The sequence below is a fragment of the Microbacterium pumilum genome, assembly GCF_039530225.1.
GTDB classification, from domain to species: Bacteria; Actinomycetota; Actinomycetes; order Actinomycetales; family Microbacteriaceae; genus Microbacterium; species Microbacterium pumilum.
In genome coordinates this window covers 2730837-2747179 of sequence record NZ_BAAAOH010000001.1, presented here as the reverse complement: position 1 = coordinate 2747179, position 16343 = coordinate 2730837, and the positions used below count along the sequence as shown (strand labels likewise).

Here is a 16343-nt window from a genome sequence, read left to right as displayed (position 1 = left end):
CCGCCACGTAGACTTTACGGGCACGACTCAGGAGGGGCTGCATGCGGATCACGGGACTCGGCCATGCCGGGATGTTCATCGAGACGGCGGGCGGCAGCATCCTCTGCGACCCGGTGATCGGACCGACCTTCTTCGGATCGTGGTTCCCGTTCCCCGACAACCGGGGCCTCGACTGGGAGCGGTTCGGCAAGGCCGACTTCCTGTACGTCTCGCACCGGCACCGCGATCACTTCGACCCCGCGCTCATGCGCCGCTACGTCCCCACCGACATCAAGGTGCTCCTGCCGGAATACCCGACGGACGACCTCGAGACCGATCTGCGCAAGCTCGGCTACGACAACATCGTCTACACCCAGGCGGGTGTGCCCCTGCAGTTCGGCGACCTGAAGCTCATGGTCACGCCGCTGCGGGCGCCGAGTGACGGCCCGATCGGCGACTCGTCGCTGTCGGTCGACGACGGCACCGCCAGCATCCTGAACCAGAACGACTCGCATCCGCTCGACCTTGAGAAGCTGCTGTCGTTCTCGAAGCCGGAGGCGTACTTCACGCAGGTGTCGGGCGCGATCTGGTGGCCGATGGTCTACGACCTGCCGCAGGACGCGAAGCAGAACTTCGCGAGGCTCAAGCGTGACGCGCAGAACAAGCGAGCCATGTACTACATCGAGAAGGTGGATGCCCCCCACGTCTTCCCGATGGCCGGGCCGCCGATGTTCCTGCGCGAGGAGCTGTTCAAGTACAACGGGCAGGGACTCGACAATGACGCGATCTTCACCGATCAGCGGGAGTTCCTCGCGCACATGAAGGAGCACCGGCCCGAGCAGAAGGGCTACGAGTTCCTTCCCGGCACGGTCGTCGAGCTCAGCGGCGGCGAACTCGCTGTCACCCAGACGCTGTATACGGATGCCGAGATCGACCGGATCTTCGACGACAAGTGGGCGTACCTCGCCGAGCAGCGCGACACGCGGCAGGACGAGATCCGTGCGGAGGAGGCATCCCGCCCTCCGGTGCTCGCCCCGGACGAGATGCTCGCCGCGATCAAGGAGTGGTGGGAGCCGCTGCTGCGTCGCGGCAGGATCTTCCGAGAAGGTGTCGGTGGGCCGGTCCGCTACACGATCGGCGAGCTCGACATGGTGGTCGACTTTCCCAAGGCCAAGGTTCGCGAGTACGCGGGAGAGGAGACCGGGTACTGGTTCACCATCCCGGCGGACCTCGTCTCGACGAACATCCGCGATCACGAGATCGACTGGTCGAACTCGATCTTCCTGTCGATGCAGTTCGGCGCGGGACGCGTCGGCAAGTTCAACGAGTTCATCTACACCTTCATGAAGTGCCTGTCACGCGACCGCATCGAGTACGTCGAGAACTGGTACGCCGAACAGTCGGATGTCTCGGAAGACGTCCAACTGGGGGAGTGGGTGGTCCAGCGCCGCTGTCCGCACCTGCGTGCCGACCTGTCGAAGACCGGCAAGATCGAGGACGGCGTGCTCACCTGCTCGCTGCACGACTGGAGCTGGGATCTCACCTCTGGCAAGTGCCTGACGTCGCAGGGGCACCCGATCCGCTCGCACGACGTCGAAACCGCGCTCGCTCAGGGAGCTACGGCTCCCGCTGCGGTGTGAATTCGCCGCCACGGGGTCAGCGGTTCACGCGCAAGCCGATCCTCAGCCGCCGGAGTGCGTGTCGCAGCTTCTCAAGGTCGATGTGGTCGCTCTGAAGCATCAGTACGGCGGTCGCAAGGGCGATCTGAGAACCCGCGATGCAGGCGTCGATCAAGTCAGCGAGGCGATCCCCGCTGAGCAGATCCTCGATCGGCATCGCGTCCTCCTCATGCGATGAGGGCCCGTGCGCGCGCCGAGCGATAGGCCGTCCGCGCAGCGATGTCGGCGAAGCCCACAGTGAGGACGACGGCCCCTGCGAAGAAGAGGATCAGCACGACCGGGTCGCTCGGGATGCCGCCGACAGCACCGCTGACGATCGGCACGACGAAGATGGCGGCGGTTATCGCCAGGAGCACGACCATCACCACCAGCATCGACGCCCGGGAACCTGCTCGGGTGCGCCAGGTGCGTGCGAAGGTCCATACCAGGGTCAGGGTGAACAGCGATGCCCACAAGACGGCGAGCCACGGCATGGTGAGCGCCATGAACGACGCGACGATTCCGATCAGACCGATCGCGCGGGCGGCGTCATCGACCTCCCCGACGGCTCGGATGTTCAGTGCGATCAGCGTCGCCGTGGTCGAGAGCACCGCCGAAGAGATCGCCAGCACAGCGACGATTGCCATGCCCTCGGGCCAGGAGAAGCCGTGGAACTCGATCCGGCCGTACAGGCCGACCAGACCGACGACGAGCCAGAGCGCAGATGTCGCCGCGGCGAGGGCGCCGAGGTGACGTGAGAAGAAGATGGCCCCCTTCGTGCTCTCGGCGGGCATTACGGTGACGAGCGATGCCGCGATGTCCGTCCTTCCGAACTGCTGAAGCGCACGACGCTCGGCATCCGTCCCATCGATCCCCGTCGCCTGCCAGTGCTCAGCCGCGCTGTAGAGGTGATCACCCACTTCGGCGACGAGGTCGGCACGGTCCTTGCGGCTCGCCAGCTGGTTGTCGAGCGACGCCAGATAGCGCTCGATCAGGCTGTCTCCGGCCATGGCCGCCCCCTCAGAACGGAATCGACGGCTTCAGTGAACTCGCGCCAGCCGCGATGCTGCTCGACGAGTTTCGCCGAGCCGGTGGGGGTGAGTCGATAGAGCTTGCGACGGCGACCGGAGGCCTCCGACCACTCGTGGTCGAGCATCCCTGCTCGTTCCAGCCGATGCAGGACCGGGTACACCGTGCCCTCTGCGAGGTCGAAAGATCCGTCGCTGCGGGCTCGCAGACCCTCGATGACGCCGTAGCCGTGGATCGGACCGCTCGAGACGACCGCCAGCACGAGCAGATCGAGGTGGCCCTTGAGTGCTTCGCTCTTCATACCTAGTGATGCTAGGCCTAGTGACGCTAGGTGTCAATCGTCGATCGCCTCGGCATATGGCGCGGACGGGAACGACTAGACTCGAATCACCACAGCAACCTTTAACCCCGTCCTGTGAGGCGGAGAAGGGAGCGCAGATGAGCACGCGCACCGTGCTTCACGAAGCGGACATCGCCCGGGCCCTGACTCGGATCTCCCACGAGATCCTCGAGTCCAACAAGGGTCCCGAGGGCCTCGTGCTTCTCGGCATCCCGACCCGAGGTGTCGCTCTCGCGCACCGCATCGCCGCCCTCATCGCCGAGTTCGCAGGAGCGAGTGTTCCGGTCGGAGCACTGGACGTCACGATGTACCGCGACGACCTGCGTCGGAAGCCGACCAGGACGCCCCAGCCGACGCAGATCCCCGCGGGCGGAATCGACGGCAAGGTCGTCGTCCTCGTGGACGATGTGCTGTACTCCGGGCGCAGCATCCGCTCAGCCCTCGATGCACTGCAGGACATCGGTCGCCCGGCCGCCGTGCGTCTGGCCACACTCGTCGACCGCGGACACCGCGAACTGCCGATCCGGCCCGACTTCGTGGGCAAGAACCTGCCGAGCGCCCCGGACGAGCGCGTCAACGTGCGACTCGCCGATGTCGACGGCATCGATGAGGTGACGATCGAATCATGAGGCATCTGCTCGACACGAAGACTCTCAGCCGCGAGGATGCGCTCCGCATCCTCGACGTCGCGGAAGACATGGCCGACACGCAGCAGCGTGAGGTGAAGAAGCTGCCGACGCTGCGGGGCAAGACCGTCGTGAACCTGTTCTTCGAGGATTCGACCCGCACCCGCATCTCGTTCGAGGCCGCCGCCAAGCGGTTGAGCGCCGATGTGATCAACTTCTCGGCCAAGGGCTCGAGCGTCTCGAAGGGCGAGTCCCTGCAGGACACCGCGCAGACGCTGCAGGCGATGGGGGCGGATGCCGTCGTCATCCGTCACGGTGCGTCCGGCGCTCCGCGCACGCTCGCCACGAGCGGATGGATCACGGCCGGCGTGGTGAATGCCGGCGACGGCACGCACGAGCATCCCACCCAGGCACTGCTCGACGCCTACACGATCCGCAAGCGGAGCTTCGGAGCCGACAGTCGCGGGCGCGATCTCGCCGGACTGACCGTGACGATCGTGGGCGACATCCTCCACTCTCGCGTCGCCAGGTCGAACGTGTGGCTGCTCGATACGCTGGGCGCCCGGGTGACACTCGTCGCCCCGCCCACGCTGATCCCTCACGACATCTCAGCGTGGCCGGTGCAGGTGCATTACGACCTGGACGAGGCCATCGCCGAGGGCCCCGACGCGCTGATGATGCTGCGCATTCAGCTCGAGCGGATGGGCGCCGCGTATTTCCCGACTGAACGGGAGTATTCCCGGCGCTGGGGGCTCGATGCGCGACGGCTCGCCGCACTCGGGGCCGATAGCATGGTCATGCATCCGGGACCCATGAACCGGGGCCTCGAGATCTCGGCCGAGGCCGCGGACTCGGCCCGCTCGACGGTGCTCGAGCAGGTCGCGAACGGCGTCTCGGTGCGCATGGCAGCGCTCTACCTGCTGCTGGCAGGCGCGGAGCCGAACGAGCACACGACGGTGCGCACCCAGGGGAAGGACGTCCGATGAGCGAGGTTCTCCTCTTCCGCGGGGCACGGCTCGAAGGCTCCACGCCCGCCGACGTCATCGTCGCAGACGGTCTGATCGCAGATGTCGGCCACGGCCTCAGCCGCGCCGGCGCAACGGTCGTCGATGCCGCCGGGCTGGTCGTGCTACCCGGCCTCGTCGACCTGCACACCCACCTGCGCGAGCCCGGGTACGAGGCATCCGAGACCATCCTGACCGGATCTCGCGCAGCCGCCGCCGGAGGATATTCGGCGGTCTTCGCGATGCCCAACACGTCGCCCGTGGCCGACACAGCGGGCGTCGTCGAGCAGGAGCTCGCCCTCGGCGAGGCCGCGGGCTTCGTCACGGTGCAGCCCATCGGCGCCGTGACCGTAGGACAGAAGGGCGAGCGCCTCGCCGAGCTCGGTGCGATGGCCGACTCTCGGGCCCGCGTGCGGGTCTTCAGCGACGACGGCTTCTGCGTGTGGGATCCGCTGATCATGCGGCGAGCGCTGGAGTACGTGAAGGCGTTCGACGGCGTGATCGCCCAGCACGCGCAGGACCCGCGCCTCACCGAAGGCGCGCAGATGAACGAGGGCGCCGTCTCGGCAGAGCTCGGTCTCGCCGGCTGGCCTGCCGTCGCCGAGGAGTCGATCATCGCGCGAGACGTGCTGCTCGCCGAGCACGTCGGCTCCCGCCTCCATGTGTGCCACCTGTCGACGGCCGGATCGGTCGAGATCATCCGATGGGCGAAGCGGCGCGGGGTCGACGTGACCGCCGAGGTCACCCCGCACCACCTGCTGCTCACCGACGAGCTCGCGCGGGGCTACGACGCGCGCTTCAAGGTCAACCCGCCGCTCCGCCGCGACGAGGACGTGCTCGCGGTGCGCGAGGGACTCGCGGACGGCACGATCGACATCGTCGCCACCGACCACGCGCCGCATCCTGCCGAGGCGAAGTCGTGCGAGTGGCACGCCGCGGCGAACGGCATGGTCGGTCTCGAGAGCGCGCTGCGCGTGGTGCAGTCGGCGATGGTCGACACCGGCCTGATGACCTGGGGCGATGTCGCACGGGTGATGTCGCGCGAGCCCGCGCGCATCGGGCGGCTGACGAGCCACGGCACGCCGCTCACCGAGGGACAGCCGGCATCCCTCACCTTCTACGACCCCGAGCCCGTCCGAGCGTTCACGACCGGAGACCTTCGGGGACGCAGCGTGAACTCGCCCTACCTCGGTCGGGAACTCCCGGGAGAGGTGCGCTGGACGCTGCACCACGGCGTCCCCACGGTCGCCGACGGCACCCTGCTCGACTCTCCGGGGGTGCGCGCATGACCCAGCAGGGTGCTCTCGCGGTCATGATCGCGGCCGCCGTGGTGCTGATCGGCGTCATCGCCTGGGCGTGGCGGCGGCACACGAAGCGCGACGCGGGCGCCCTCGTGCACCCGACCGAGCTGCCCGCGGCCGCATCGGTCATCGCGACCTTCGAGACCCTCTACGTCGCGACCACGAAGCACGAGCTGCCCCTCGAGCGGATCGCCGCGCCTGGTCTCGCCTTCCGCAGCCGCGCCGGCATCACGGTCTCCGACGCCGGGATCGCGATCGATCTGACCGGGCAGCCACGCATCGTGCTGACCGCCGACCGGATCGTGGACGTCGGTCAGTCGACCGTGGTCATCGACCGTGTCGTCGAGGCCGGCGGCCTGACACGTGTGACCTGGCGAACCGACGCCCAGACGGTCGTCGACTCCTACTTCCGACCCCAGGATGTCTCGGCCAAGGCTCTCGCCGATGCCATGGCCGGCATCCTGATCCCTACCCAGACGGGAAGCGACGCATGACCGCGCTGTTCCACGCCGACCCCGCCGTCCTCGTGCTCGAGGACGGCACCCGCCACGTCGGGCACGCCTATGGCGCGCGCGGCACGACCCTCGGCGAAGTGGTCTTCGCGACCGGGATGACCGGTTACCAGGAGACCCTCACCGATCCCTCGTATGCCGGGCAGATCGTGCTGCAGACCGCTCCGCACATCGGCAACACCGGCATGAACGGCGAAGACACCGAGTCGCGCCGCATCTGGGTGTCGGGGTACATCGTCCGCGATCCTTCGCGCATCGTGTCGAACTGGCGTGCCGACGAGTCCCTCGACGACGCGCTCGAGAGCGACGGGGTGGTCGGCATCAGCGGTATCGACACGCGAGCGGTCACGCGCCACATCCGCTCGGCCGGCAGCATGCGCGGGGGAGTGTTCTCGGGGGAGGCCGCAGCCCTCGCGGAGGACGAGCAGCTGCGTCTCGTGCGCGGTGCGCCCGAGATGGCGGGCCTCAACCTGTCGGCGGCCGTCTCGGTCGCCACGGCCGAGGTCACACCGGCGACCTCGGAGCGGATCGGCAACCTCGCGGTGCTCGACCTCGGGGTGAAGCAGGCGACGATCGTGAACCTCGCAGCTCGCGGCTTCGACGTGCACGTCCTGCCGCAGGACGTCACGATCGACGACATCCGTGCGATCGACCCGGTCGCGGTGTTCTACTCCAACGGCCCCGGTGACCCGGCGGCCTCGGGTGATCACGTCGAGCTGCTGCGCAGCGTGCTCGATGACGGTCTGCCGTTCTTCGGCATCTGCTTCGGCAACCAGCTGCTCGGACGTGCACTGGGCCTCGGCACGTACAAGCTTCCCTTCGGCCACCGGGGCATCAATCAGCCGGTGCTCGACAAGACGACCGGGCGTGTGGAGATCACGGCGCACAACCACGGGTTCGCCGTGGAGGCTCCGCTCGAGGGCGAGTTCGACAGCCCCAACGGCTATGGCCGCGTCGAGGTGAGCCACGTCGGGCTCAACGACAGCGTGGTGGAGGGGCTCCGGGCCCTCGACATCCCCGCCTTCTCGGTGCAGTACCACCCCGAAGCCGCAGCCGGCCCGCATGACGCCAACTACCTCTTCGACCGCTTCCGGGACCTCGTGCTCGCGACCCGCGCCGCCACTCCCACCGACCATGTCCCTGAATCGCCCGCTTCGGAGCCGCCAGACCGGGCGGAATCGGGACACGAAGCGGATGATTCGGGACACGGAGACACCAACTGATGCCCAAGCGCGACGACATCAAGTCCGTTCTCGTCATCGGCTCCGGGCCGATCGTGATCGGCCAGGCCTGCGAGTTCGACTACTCCGGAACCCAGGCGTGCCGTGTGCTTCGCGAAGAGGGCGTGCGCGTCATCCTCGTCAACAGCAACCCGGCGACGATCATGACCGATCCGGACTTCGCGGACGCGACCTACATCGAGCCGATCTCGTGGCAGGTCATCGAGACGATCATCGCCAAGGAGAAGCCGGACGCGATCCTGCCGACGCTGGGCGGCCAGACCGCGCTGAACGCGGCGATCGACCTGCACAACCACGGCATCCTGCAGAAGTACGACGTCGAGCTGATCGGCGCGAGCTTCGAGGCCATCAACAAGGGCGAGGATCGCCAGATCTTCAAGCAGCTCGTGCTCGATGCGGGGGCGGATGTCGCCGACAGCCGGATCGCGCATTCGATGGACGAGTGCCTGGCCGCCGCCGCAGAGCTCGGCTACCCGCTCGTCGTGCGCCCGTCGTTCACCATGGGCGGTCTCGGCTCGGGTTTCGCCTTCGACGAGACGGACCTCCGCCGCATCGCCGGCGCCGGCCTGCACGACTCGCCCACGCACGAGGTGCTGCTCGAGGAGTCCATCCTCGGGTGGAAGGAGTACGAGCTCGAGCTCATGCGCGACACCGCCGACAACACCGTCGTGGTCTGCTCGATCGAGAACGTCGACCCCGTCGGCGTGCATACGGGCGATTCGATCACCGTGGCGCCCGCATTGACACTGACCGACCGCGAGTACCAGAAGCTCCGCGACATCGGCATCGACATCATCCGCGCCGTCGGCGTCGACACCGGCGGGTGCAACATCCAGTTCGCCGTCGATCCCGCGACCGGTCGCATCATCGTCATCGAGATGAACCCGCGTGTGTCGCGGTCGTCCGCGCTCGCGTCGAAGGCCACCGGCTTCCCGATCGCGAAGATCGCCGCGAAGCTCGCGATCGGGTACCGCCTCGACGAGATCCCGAACGACATCACGAAGGTCACCCCGGCCAGCTTCGAGCCGACCCTGGACTACGTCGTCGTCAAGGTGCCCCGGTTCAACTTCGAGAAGTTCCCCGCCGCCGACACGACGCTGACCACGACCATGAAGTCGGTCGGCGAGGCCATGGCGATCGGCCGCAACTACGCGACCGCACTGCAGAAGGCGCTCCGCTCGCTGGAGAAGCGCGGCTCGAGCTTCCACTGGGGGGTGGAGTCCCGCACCACCTCCGAACTGCTCGAGATCGCGTCACGCCCGACCGATGGCCGCATCGTGGTCGTGCAGCAGGCGCTGCGCAGCGGCGCCACCGTCGACGAGCTGTACCGCGCCACCGGCATCGATCCCTGGTTCCTCGACCAGATCGTGCTCATCAACGAAGTCGCCGATCACGTCGCGGGTGCGGACGAGCTGGATGCCGCGACCATCCGCGTCGCGAAGGAGCACGGCTTCAGCGACGCGCAGATCGCACAGCTTCGGCGCATCTCCGAGACCGAGGTGCGCGGCATCCGTCATGGACTCGGGCTTCGCCCGGTGTACAAGACCGTGGACACCTGTGCGGGGGAGTTCCCCGCGCTCACGCCCTACCACTACTCGAGCTACGACTTCGAGACCGAGGTCGAGCCATCGGAGCGCACCAAGGTCGTCATCATCGGCTCAGGCCCGAACCGCATCGGCCAGGGCGTCGAGTTCGACTACTCGTGCGTGCATGCGTCGTTCGCATTGTCGGATGCGGGGTACGAGACCGTGATGGTCAACTGCAACCCCGAGACGGTCTCCACCGACTACGACACGAGCGACCGGCTCTACTTCGAACCGCTGACGCTCGAGGACGTCCTGGAGGTGCTGCACGCCGAGGCGCAGTCCGGCGAGATCCTCGGCGTGATCTGCCAGCTCGGCGGGCAGACGCCACTCGGGCTCGCGAAGGGCATCCAGGATGCCGGCTACAACATCCTGGGAACGAGCCCCGAGGCGATCGACCTCGCCGAGGAGCGCCAGCTGTTCAGCGACATCCTCGATGCCGCAGGTCTGCTCGCCCCGAGGCACGGCACGGCGGTGGACGTCGACGGCGCCGTCGTGATCGCCGAGGACATCGGCTACCCGGTCCTGGTGCGCCCGAGCTTCGTCCTCGGCGGCCGCGGCATGGAGATCGTCTACGACTCGCCGAGCCTTCGCGACTACTTCGTCCGCACCGCCGGGGAGGTGATCGTCGAGCCGGGCAAGCCGCTGCTCGTGGATCGCTTCCTCGACGACGCGATCGAGATCGACGTCGACGCTCTCTACGACGGCGACGAACTCTACATCGGCGGGGTGATGGAGCACCTCGAAGAGGCCGGCATCCATTCCGGCGACTCGAGCTGCACGCTTCCGCCGGTCAGCCTCGGACGCAGCGACATCGACCGCGTGCGCGACGCCACTCTGGCGATCGCAGAGGGGGTCGGCGTGCGCGGGCTGCTGAACGTGCAGTTCGCGATCAGCGCCGGGGTGCTCTACGTGATCGAGGCGAACCCGCGCGCGAGCCGCACCGTGCCGTTCGTCTCGAAGGCGCTCGGCATCCCGCTCGCGAAGGCCGCTTCGCGCATCATGGTCGGAACAACGATCGACGAGCTCAAGCGGGAGGGACTGCTGCCGCCGTCGGACGGCTCCCGGGTGCCGCTGGATGCCCCGGTCGCCGTGAAGGAGGCCGTGCTGCCCTTCAAGCGCTTCCGCACCAAGGAAGGGCTCATCGTGGACTCGGTGCTCGGACCCGAGATGCGCTCCACAGGAGAGGTGATGGGCATCGACCGCGACTTCCCGACGGCGTTCGCGAAGAGCCAGGAGGCCGCGTACGGCGGCATGCCGCTCACCGGCACTGTCTTCATCTCGGTCGCGGACAGCGACAAGCGGGCCGTCATCCTGCCTGCGCACCGCCTGCAGGAGCTCGGCTTCCGACTCGTGGCGACCGAGGGCACGGCCGAGATACTGGCCCGCAACGGAATCACGGTCGAGGTCGTCAACAAGTTCTCTGCCACGCAGGAGTCGGGCGAGACGAACATCGTCGACCTGATCAACGCGGGCGAGATCGACATCGTCGTGAACACGCCGAGCGGTGGGATGGCGCGCGCGGACGGCTACGAGATCCGAGCCGCCGCCGTTGCTGCCGACAAGGCCCTCTTCACCACCATGGCGGTCCTCGGCGCTGCGGTGAGCGCACTGCCGGTGCTGCGCGAGGGGTTCCGGGTCAGGAGTCTGCAGGAGTACGCCCTCGATCGCGGAGCACGCTCATGAGCTCGGCCGCGTCGTTCGGTGAGCGCGTGAGGGCCGCCCTCGACCGGTTCGGACCGTTGTGCGTGGGAATCGACCCGCACGCGAGCCTGCTGGAGGCATGGGGACTGGATGCGTCCGCCGCCGGCGTCCGCGAGTTCGGCCTGCGGGTGGTCGACGCCGCGGCCGACCGCGTGGGGATGGTGAAGCCCCAGGTGTCGTTCTTCGAGCGGTGGGGATCGGCCGGATTCGCCGCGTTGGAAGAGGTCATGGCGGTCGCGCGAGCGGCGGGCCTCATCGTGATCGCCGACGCCAAGCGCGGCGACATCGGCTCCACGATGGATGCCTACGGCCAGGCGTGGCTGACGCCCGGCTCGCCACTGGAAGCGGACGCCCTGACGGTGAACCCTTTCCTGGGCATCGGGACCCTCGACGACACGTTCCGCGCGGCCGAGCGCTCGGGCAAGGGCGTGTTCGTCCTCGCGGCGACGAGCAACTCCGAAGCCCTCGCCGGGCAGCGCGCAATCGGCACCGCCGGAGCGACGGTGTCGGCCGGCATCATCGCGGAGGTGTCGCAGCGCAACGACAACACCACCCCCGACGGCGATTGGGCGAGTCTCGGATTCGTGATCGGCGCCACCGTCGACTGGGCCGAGGCCGGCATCCGCCCGTTCTCACCGCGAGCCCCGATCCTCGGGCCGGGCTTCGGATATCAGGGCGCTCAGCCCGCCGATCTCGTCCGGCGATTCGGAGAGATGGCCCCCTGCGTCATCGCCGGCGAGAGTCGGAGTCTGCTCAATGCAGGTCCGCACGCACTGGACGCGGCAATCGAGGCCCGCGTGAGCGAATACCGTAGTACCCGTGGCTGAACACCGGACCCCACCCGAGGTCGACCGTATCGCCGCGTCCCGACGAGCTGTCGCAGCACGTCGCGAACGCGCGTCGCTCAAGAAGGACGTCGCGATGAGGGTCATCTCACCGCAGACGCTGCTGCGCCGTGCGCTGGCCGACCCGGAGTCGCCCGCCGGCGCGATGCGCGTCACCGAGTTCCTCACGAGCATCCCTGCCGTCGGCGAGGGCAAACGCGACCGCATCCTGCATGAGCTCGCGATCTCACCGGTCAAGAAGCTCGGCGGGCTCGGGGCGAGGCAGCGCCGTTCGCTGCAGGAGTTCCTCGACGAGCGGTGGCCCGAACAGGGGCCGCGCGGCGGGCGCAGCCGACTCGTCGTGCTCGCCGGGCCGACGGCGGTCGGCAAGGGCACGGTCGCCGCCGAGATCAAGGCTCGAAACCCCGAGATCCACCTCTCGGTGTCTGCGACCACTCGCCCGGCGCGCCCGGGGGAGACCGAGGGCGAGCACTACTTCTTCGTCGACGACGCCGAGTTCGACCGGCTCATCGCGGACGGCGAGCTGCTCGAGCACGCGACCGTGCACAACCAGTACCGCTACGGCACGCCGCGACGCCCGATCATCGACGCGCTGTCTGCCGGGAGCACGGTGCTGCTCGAGATCGACCTGCAGGGCGCGCGCCAGGTGAGAGCTGCCGAACCGTCCGCGACGCTCGTCTTCCTGCTGCCGCCCAGCTGGGACGAACTCGTCCACCGACTCGTCGGCAGAGGGACCGAAGGGCCTGACGAACGAGCCCGCCGACTGCGTACCGCGAAGGTCGAATTGGCCTCTCAGAACGAGTTCGACTTCCGTGTCGTGAACGAGGACGTCGCCTCGGCGGCGCAAGAGGTCGTAGAATTGGTGAGGGCGCCCGCGCTCTGACACTTGCGCGCGCTCGTCGCCCATCATCTTCCCGCGACATCCGTCGCCGAATCAGGAGGTTTCGCCATGGCCGGAACGAACCAGGGAATCATCGAGCCCCCCATCGACTCACTGCTCGAGAAGGTGGATTCCAAGTACCAGCTCGTGATCTTCGCGGCCCGCCGCGCGCGCCAGATCAACGACTACTACTCGGATCTGCACGAGGGCAACCTGTTCGACAACGTGGGTCCGCTCGTCGACTCCACCGTCGAGGACAAGCCCCTCACGATCGCACTGCACGAGATCCACGAAGACAAGCTGCGCCTGCGCCACGTCGAGTAACTCCCGCTGGGACGCCGACACCGCCGAGCCCCGACGCCGCAAGGCGCGGGTCCGGCGGTGTCGTTCTCTCCCGGCATACTGGTGCCGTCCCTCACTCGCCTCCGTCTTCACCCGGGAGCCTCGATGACCGAGTTGCGTCTGTTCACGTCCGAGTCCGTCACCGAGGGGCACCCCGACAAGATCTGCGATCAGATCTCGGACAGCATCCTCGATGCGATCCTCGAGGCCGATCCGCGGGGCCGAGTCGCCGTCGAGACGCTCGTCACCACAGGCCTCGTGCACGTTGCGGGCGAGGTGTCGACATCGGCGTACGTCGAGATCCCCGCGATCGTGCGACGCGTCGTCAACCGCATCGGCTACACGTCGAGCGACACCGGCTTCGACGGCGACTCGTGCGGCGTGAGCGTGTCGATCGGCGCCCAGTCCTCCGACATCGCGGCCGGCGTCGACCAGGCCTTCGAGCGCCGTGAAGACGGCTCGACCGATCCCCGCGATGAGCAGGGCGCGGGCGACCAGGGAATCATGTTCGGCTACGCCACGACCGAGACCCCGCAGCTCATGCCGATGGCCATCTGGACGGCGCACCGCATGGCGGAGCGGCTCGCCGAGGTCCGCCGCTCCGGCGCGCTCCCGTTCCTGCGACCCGACGGCAAGACCCAGGTCACACTCGGCTACGACGGCGCCGTGCCGAAGACCGTCGAATCCGTCGTGCTGTCCACACAGCACCATCCCGACATCTCGCCGAAGGCCCTACGCGCCGCGGTTCGCGCCGAGGTCATCGATCCGGTGCTCGAGGCGACCGGCCTCGAGCTGCCCGACGTGAGGTTCTACATCAACCCTGCCGGGCCATTCGTCACGGGTGGTCCCAAGGGCGATGCGGGACTGACCGGGCGCAAGATCATCATCGACACCTACGGCGGCGCGGCGCGTCACGGTGGTGGCGCATTCAGCGGCAAAGACCCGTCGAAGGTCGACCGCTCGGCGGCGTACGCGATGCGCTGGGTCGCGAAGAACGCTGTCGCGGCGGGACTCGCCGACCGACTCGAAGTGCAGGTCGCCTACGCCATCGGCAAGGCGAAGCCCGTCGGCCTGTACGTCGAGACCTTCGGCACCGGGCGGGTCTCCGACGAGGTCATCACGCGGGCGATCCTCGAGGTTTTCGACCTTCGTCCCAAGGCGATCATCGATCAGCTCGATCTGCTGCGGCCGATCTACGCGCTCACGGCGGTGTACGGCCACTTCGGCAGGGAGCTGCCGGACTTCACATGGGAGCGCACCGACCGGGTCGACGAGCTGCGCGCGGCCGCCGGGCTGTGACTCGGAGCCGCTGAGCGCGGATGTCCGACCCGAGACCCCGTGTCGCTCGTGTACTGATCGATTCGCCGCTGCCGCAGCTGGACCGGCTCTTCGACTACGCCGTCCCCGACGCGTTCACAGCCGAAGCGCTGCCCGGTGTGCGCGTGAAGGTGCCGTTGCGCAGTGCCGGTCGCATGGTGGAGGGCTTCATCGTCGACGTCGGCGAGCCCGACTCCTCGGACCGGCCGCTCTCCGAGATCGACGCCGTCGTCTCGGCGGTGCCGGTGCTCACTCCCGGGCTCTACGCGCTCGCGCGGCGAGCCGCGGACCGTGCGGCGGGATCGGCGAGCGACATCCTGCGCCTCGCCATCCCGAAGCGCATGGTGCGTGCCGAGAAGGCGTGGCTCGCGTCACCGCCCGTGACCACGCCCGAGGTCCACGACGCCGCGCGCGCCTGGGCCGCGGCATCCCTCGCGCCCTTCACGGGTCTCGGCGAGGCGGTCTCGCGCGGCGACCGACTGGCCCTCGATGCGCCGCCTTCGACTGTCCGGCTCCCGGACGGCGGCGAGGCCGGAGCCTGGGCGGTCGTGCTGGCCGCGGCCGCAGTGCACTCGCTCGCGGGCGGCCGATCGGCCATCATCATCGTGCCCGATCACCGCGACCGCGCGCAGCTCGAGGCGGTGCTCGCCGGACGAGTCGCCGCCGAAGCGATCGTCCGCGACGACTCGCAGCAGAGCTCGCCGGTGCGCTACGCCGCCTTCCTCCGGATGCTGACGCCCGTCCCATGCATCGTGATCGGCAACCGCTCCGCGGTCTACGCGCCCGTTCACGAACCAGGGCTCATCGCGCTGTGGGATGACGGAGACCCCCTTCTCGCCGAGCCGCTCAGTCCCGGAGTCCACGCGCGTGACGCGGCGCTGCTGCGCCAGGAGCTCGACCACACCGCGCTGGTCTTCGCAGGCCACACGCGCACGACCGACGTCGAGCGTCTCGTCGCTGTCGGATGGGTGCGTGAGATCTCGACAGCTCGACGATCGAGTCCGCGCGTCGTGCTCAGCGCCACACGCGAGGGCGAGTCGCGAGGCGCCCGCGTGCCCTCCGCGGCCTTCGCCGCCGCCCGCACTGCGCTGGCCGATGGGCCCGTGCTCGTGCAGGTCGCCCGCCCTGGTTACGCTCCCGTGCTCGTGTGCGCCGAGTGCCGGCATCCGGCCCGCTGCCTCCACTGCGGCGGCCCGCTGCATGCCACGAGCCAGGGCGCGACTCCCGAATGCGGCTGGTGCGGACGGGCCGCACCCGCCTGGACCTGCCCGAACTGCTCGTCGACCCGCCTGCGCATGGCGTCGGCGGGCAGCGAGCGCACGGCCGACGAACTGGGTCGCGCGTTTCCCGGCACGCGTGTCATCATCGCCGACGGTGCACATCCGATGTCGCACGTGGATGCGCGACCCGCGCTCGTCGTCGCCACCCGTGGTGCCGAGCCCATCGCCGCGGGCGGGTACCGTGCCGTCATCCTGCTCGATGGCGACCGGATGCTGCTGGGAGACGACCTGCGGATCGGTGAATCCTGTCTGCGGTGGTGGTCGAACGCCGCGGCGTTGGCGGCACCGGGTGCACCCGTGCACCTGGTCGGCGTCGCCGGACCGGTCGCGCGCGCTCTCGCCACCTGGACGCAGCCGGCCTACGCGCGGGCCGAGCTCGCAGATCGCGCGCCGCTGCGGATGCCGCCGACGGTGCGGGTCGCCGCGCTCGAGGGCGACGCGCGCACCGTGTCGACCGCGCTCGACGCACTGCGAAATGCGGTGACCGAGCTCGACGACGCCGCGGTGCTCGGCCCGGTCGATCGCGAAGGAACGGTCCGCGCGCTCGTGCGATTCGATTACGCGCTCGGTGCAAAGGTCACCGAAAGCCTGCGCGCCTCGGTCGTCCGTCAGGCGCTCAAGACCAGGCGGGCGAAAGGGCGGCCGACCGGGCCGCGCAATACACTCAGAGTTCGGGTCGACGTGCCCGACCTCGATCTTTAA

15 protein-coding genes are annotated in these 16343 nt (G+C 68.7%); 12 read left to right on the top strand and 3 right to left on the bottom strand.

What is annotated here, in order from left to right; genetic code table 11:
- The first annotated feature begins 41 nt into the window (after nucleotides 1-41).
- On the top strand, nucleotides 42-1619 hold the full coding sequence (locus ABD188_RS12235; protein WP_344062504.1) for a Rieske 2Fe-2S domain-containing protein: 1578 nt from the start codon (nucleotides 42-44) through the stop codon (nucleotides 1617-1619).
- A gap of 16 nt (nucleotides 1620-1635) precedes the next feature.
- Here the strand turns inward: ABD188_RS12235 and ABD188_RS12230 are convergent, their stop codons facing one another.
- Genes ABD188_RS12230 through ABD188_RS12220 form a run of 3 tightly spaced genes read right to left on the bottom strand, consistent with a single transcriptional unit; the run spans nucleotide 1636 to nucleotide 2967 of the window.
- Complete coding sequence (locus ABD188_RS12230) at nucleotides 1636-1815, bottom strand: hypothetical protein (protein ID WP_344062501.1); 180 nt, start codon at nucleotides 1813-1815, stop codon at nucleotides 1636-1638.
- A 10-nt stretch (nucleotides 1816-1825) separates the two neighbouring features.
- The gene (locus ABD188_RS12225) at nucleotides 1826-2647 is read right to left on the bottom strand and encodes a hypothetical protein (RefSeq protein WP_344062498.1); all 822 of its coding nucleotides are present in this window, start codon (nucleotides 2645-2647) and stop codon (nucleotides 1826-1828) included.
- Entirely contained in the window at nucleotides 2629-2967 is a 339-nt protein-coding gene (locus tag ABD188_RS12220; RefSeq protein ID WP_344062495.1) for a PadR family transcriptional regulator, read from the bottom strand. Before ABD188_RS12220 ends, ABD188_RS12225 begins: the two co-directional genes overlap by 19 nt.
- 8 nt (nucleotides 2968-2975) lie before the next feature.
- Between ABD188_RS12220 and pyrR the strand changes: the two genes are divergently transcribed.
- From pyrR to ABD188_RS12165, 11 genes are all read left to right on the top strand, one after another.
- Nucleotides 2976-3635 (top strand): bifunctional pyr operon transcriptional regulator/uracil phosphoribosyltransferase PyrR, encoded by a 660-nt coding sequence (gene pyrR, locus ABD188_RS12215; RefSeq protein ID WP_344067074.1) that lies wholly within the window; start codon nucleotides 2976-2978, stop codon nucleotides 3633-3635.
- The gene (locus tag ABD188_RS12210; RefSeq protein WP_344062492.1) at nucleotides 3632-4618 is read left to right on the top strand and encodes an aspartate carbamoyltransferase catalytic subunit; all 987 of its coding nucleotides are present in this window, start codon (nucleotides 3632-3634) and stop codon (nucleotides 4616-4618) included. Before pyrR ends, ABD188_RS12210 begins: the two co-directional genes overlap by 4 nt.
- Entirely contained in the window at nucleotides 4615-5925 is a 1311-nt protein-coding gene (locus ABD188_RS12205) for a dihydroorotase (protein ID WP_344062489.1), read from the top strand. The genes ABD188_RS12210 and ABD188_RS12205 overlap by 4 nt, the downstream gene beginning before the upstream one ends.
- On the top strand, nucleotides 5922-6431 hold the full coding sequence (locus ABD188_RS12200) for a PH-like domain-containing protein (RefSeq protein WP_344062486.1): 510 nt from the start codon (nucleotides 5922-5924) through the stop codon (nucleotides 6429-6431). The genes ABD188_RS12205 and ABD188_RS12200 overlap by 4 nt, the downstream gene beginning before the upstream one ends.
- Nucleotides 6428-7672, top strand: a complete 1245-nt coding sequence (gene carA, locus ABD188_RS12195) for a glutamine-hydrolyzing carbamoyl-phosphate synthase small subunit (protein WP_344062484.1) — start codon at nucleotides 6428-6430, stop codon at nucleotides 7670-7672. The genes ABD188_RS12200 and carA overlap by 4 nt, the downstream gene beginning before the upstream one ends.
- Entirely contained in the window at nucleotides 7672-10959 is a 3288-nt protein-coding gene (carB, locus tag ABD188_RS12190) for a carbamoyl-phosphate synthase large subunit (RefSeq protein ID WP_344062481.1), read from the top strand. The genes carA and carB overlap by 1 nt, the downstream gene beginning before the upstream one ends.
- Nucleotides 10956-11804 carry an orotidine-5'-phosphate decarboxylase gene (pyrF, locus tag ABD188_RS12185; protein WP_344062478.1) on the top strand — a complete coding sequence of 283 codons (849 nt, stop codon included), beginning with the start codon at nucleotides 10956-10958 and terminating at the stop codon, nucleotides 11802-11804. Before carB ends, pyrF begins: the two co-directional genes overlap by 4 nt.
- Nucleotides 11797-12705: a guanylate kinase gene (gene gmk / locus ABD188_RS12180; RefSeq protein WP_344062475.1), complete on the top strand. Its 909-nt coding sequence runs from the start codon at nucleotides 11797-11799 to the stop codon at nucleotides 12703-12705. Before pyrF ends, gmk begins: the two co-directional genes overlap by 8 nt.
- Before the next feature lie 66 nt (nucleotides 12706-12771).
- Complete coding sequence (gene rpoZ, locus ABD188_RS12175) at nucleotides 12772-13026, top strand: DNA-directed RNA polymerase subunit omega (RefSeq protein ID WP_179438111.1); 255 nt, start codon at nucleotides 12772-12774, stop codon at nucleotides 13024-13026.
- A gap of 123 nt (nucleotides 13027-13149) precedes the next feature.
- The gene (gene metK, locus ABD188_RS12170) at nucleotides 13150-14343 is read left to right on the top strand and encodes a methionine adenosyltransferase (RefSeq protein ID WP_344062468.1); all 1194 of its coding nucleotides are present in this window, start codon (nucleotides 13150-13152) and stop codon (nucleotides 14341-14343) included.
- A 20-nt stretch (nucleotides 14344-14363) separates the two neighbouring features.
- Nucleotides 14364-16343, top strand: coding sequence for a primosomal protein N' family DNA-binding protein (locus ABD188_RS12165; protein WP_344062466.1), 1980 nt, complete (start codon nucleotides 14364-14366; stop codon nucleotides 16341-16343).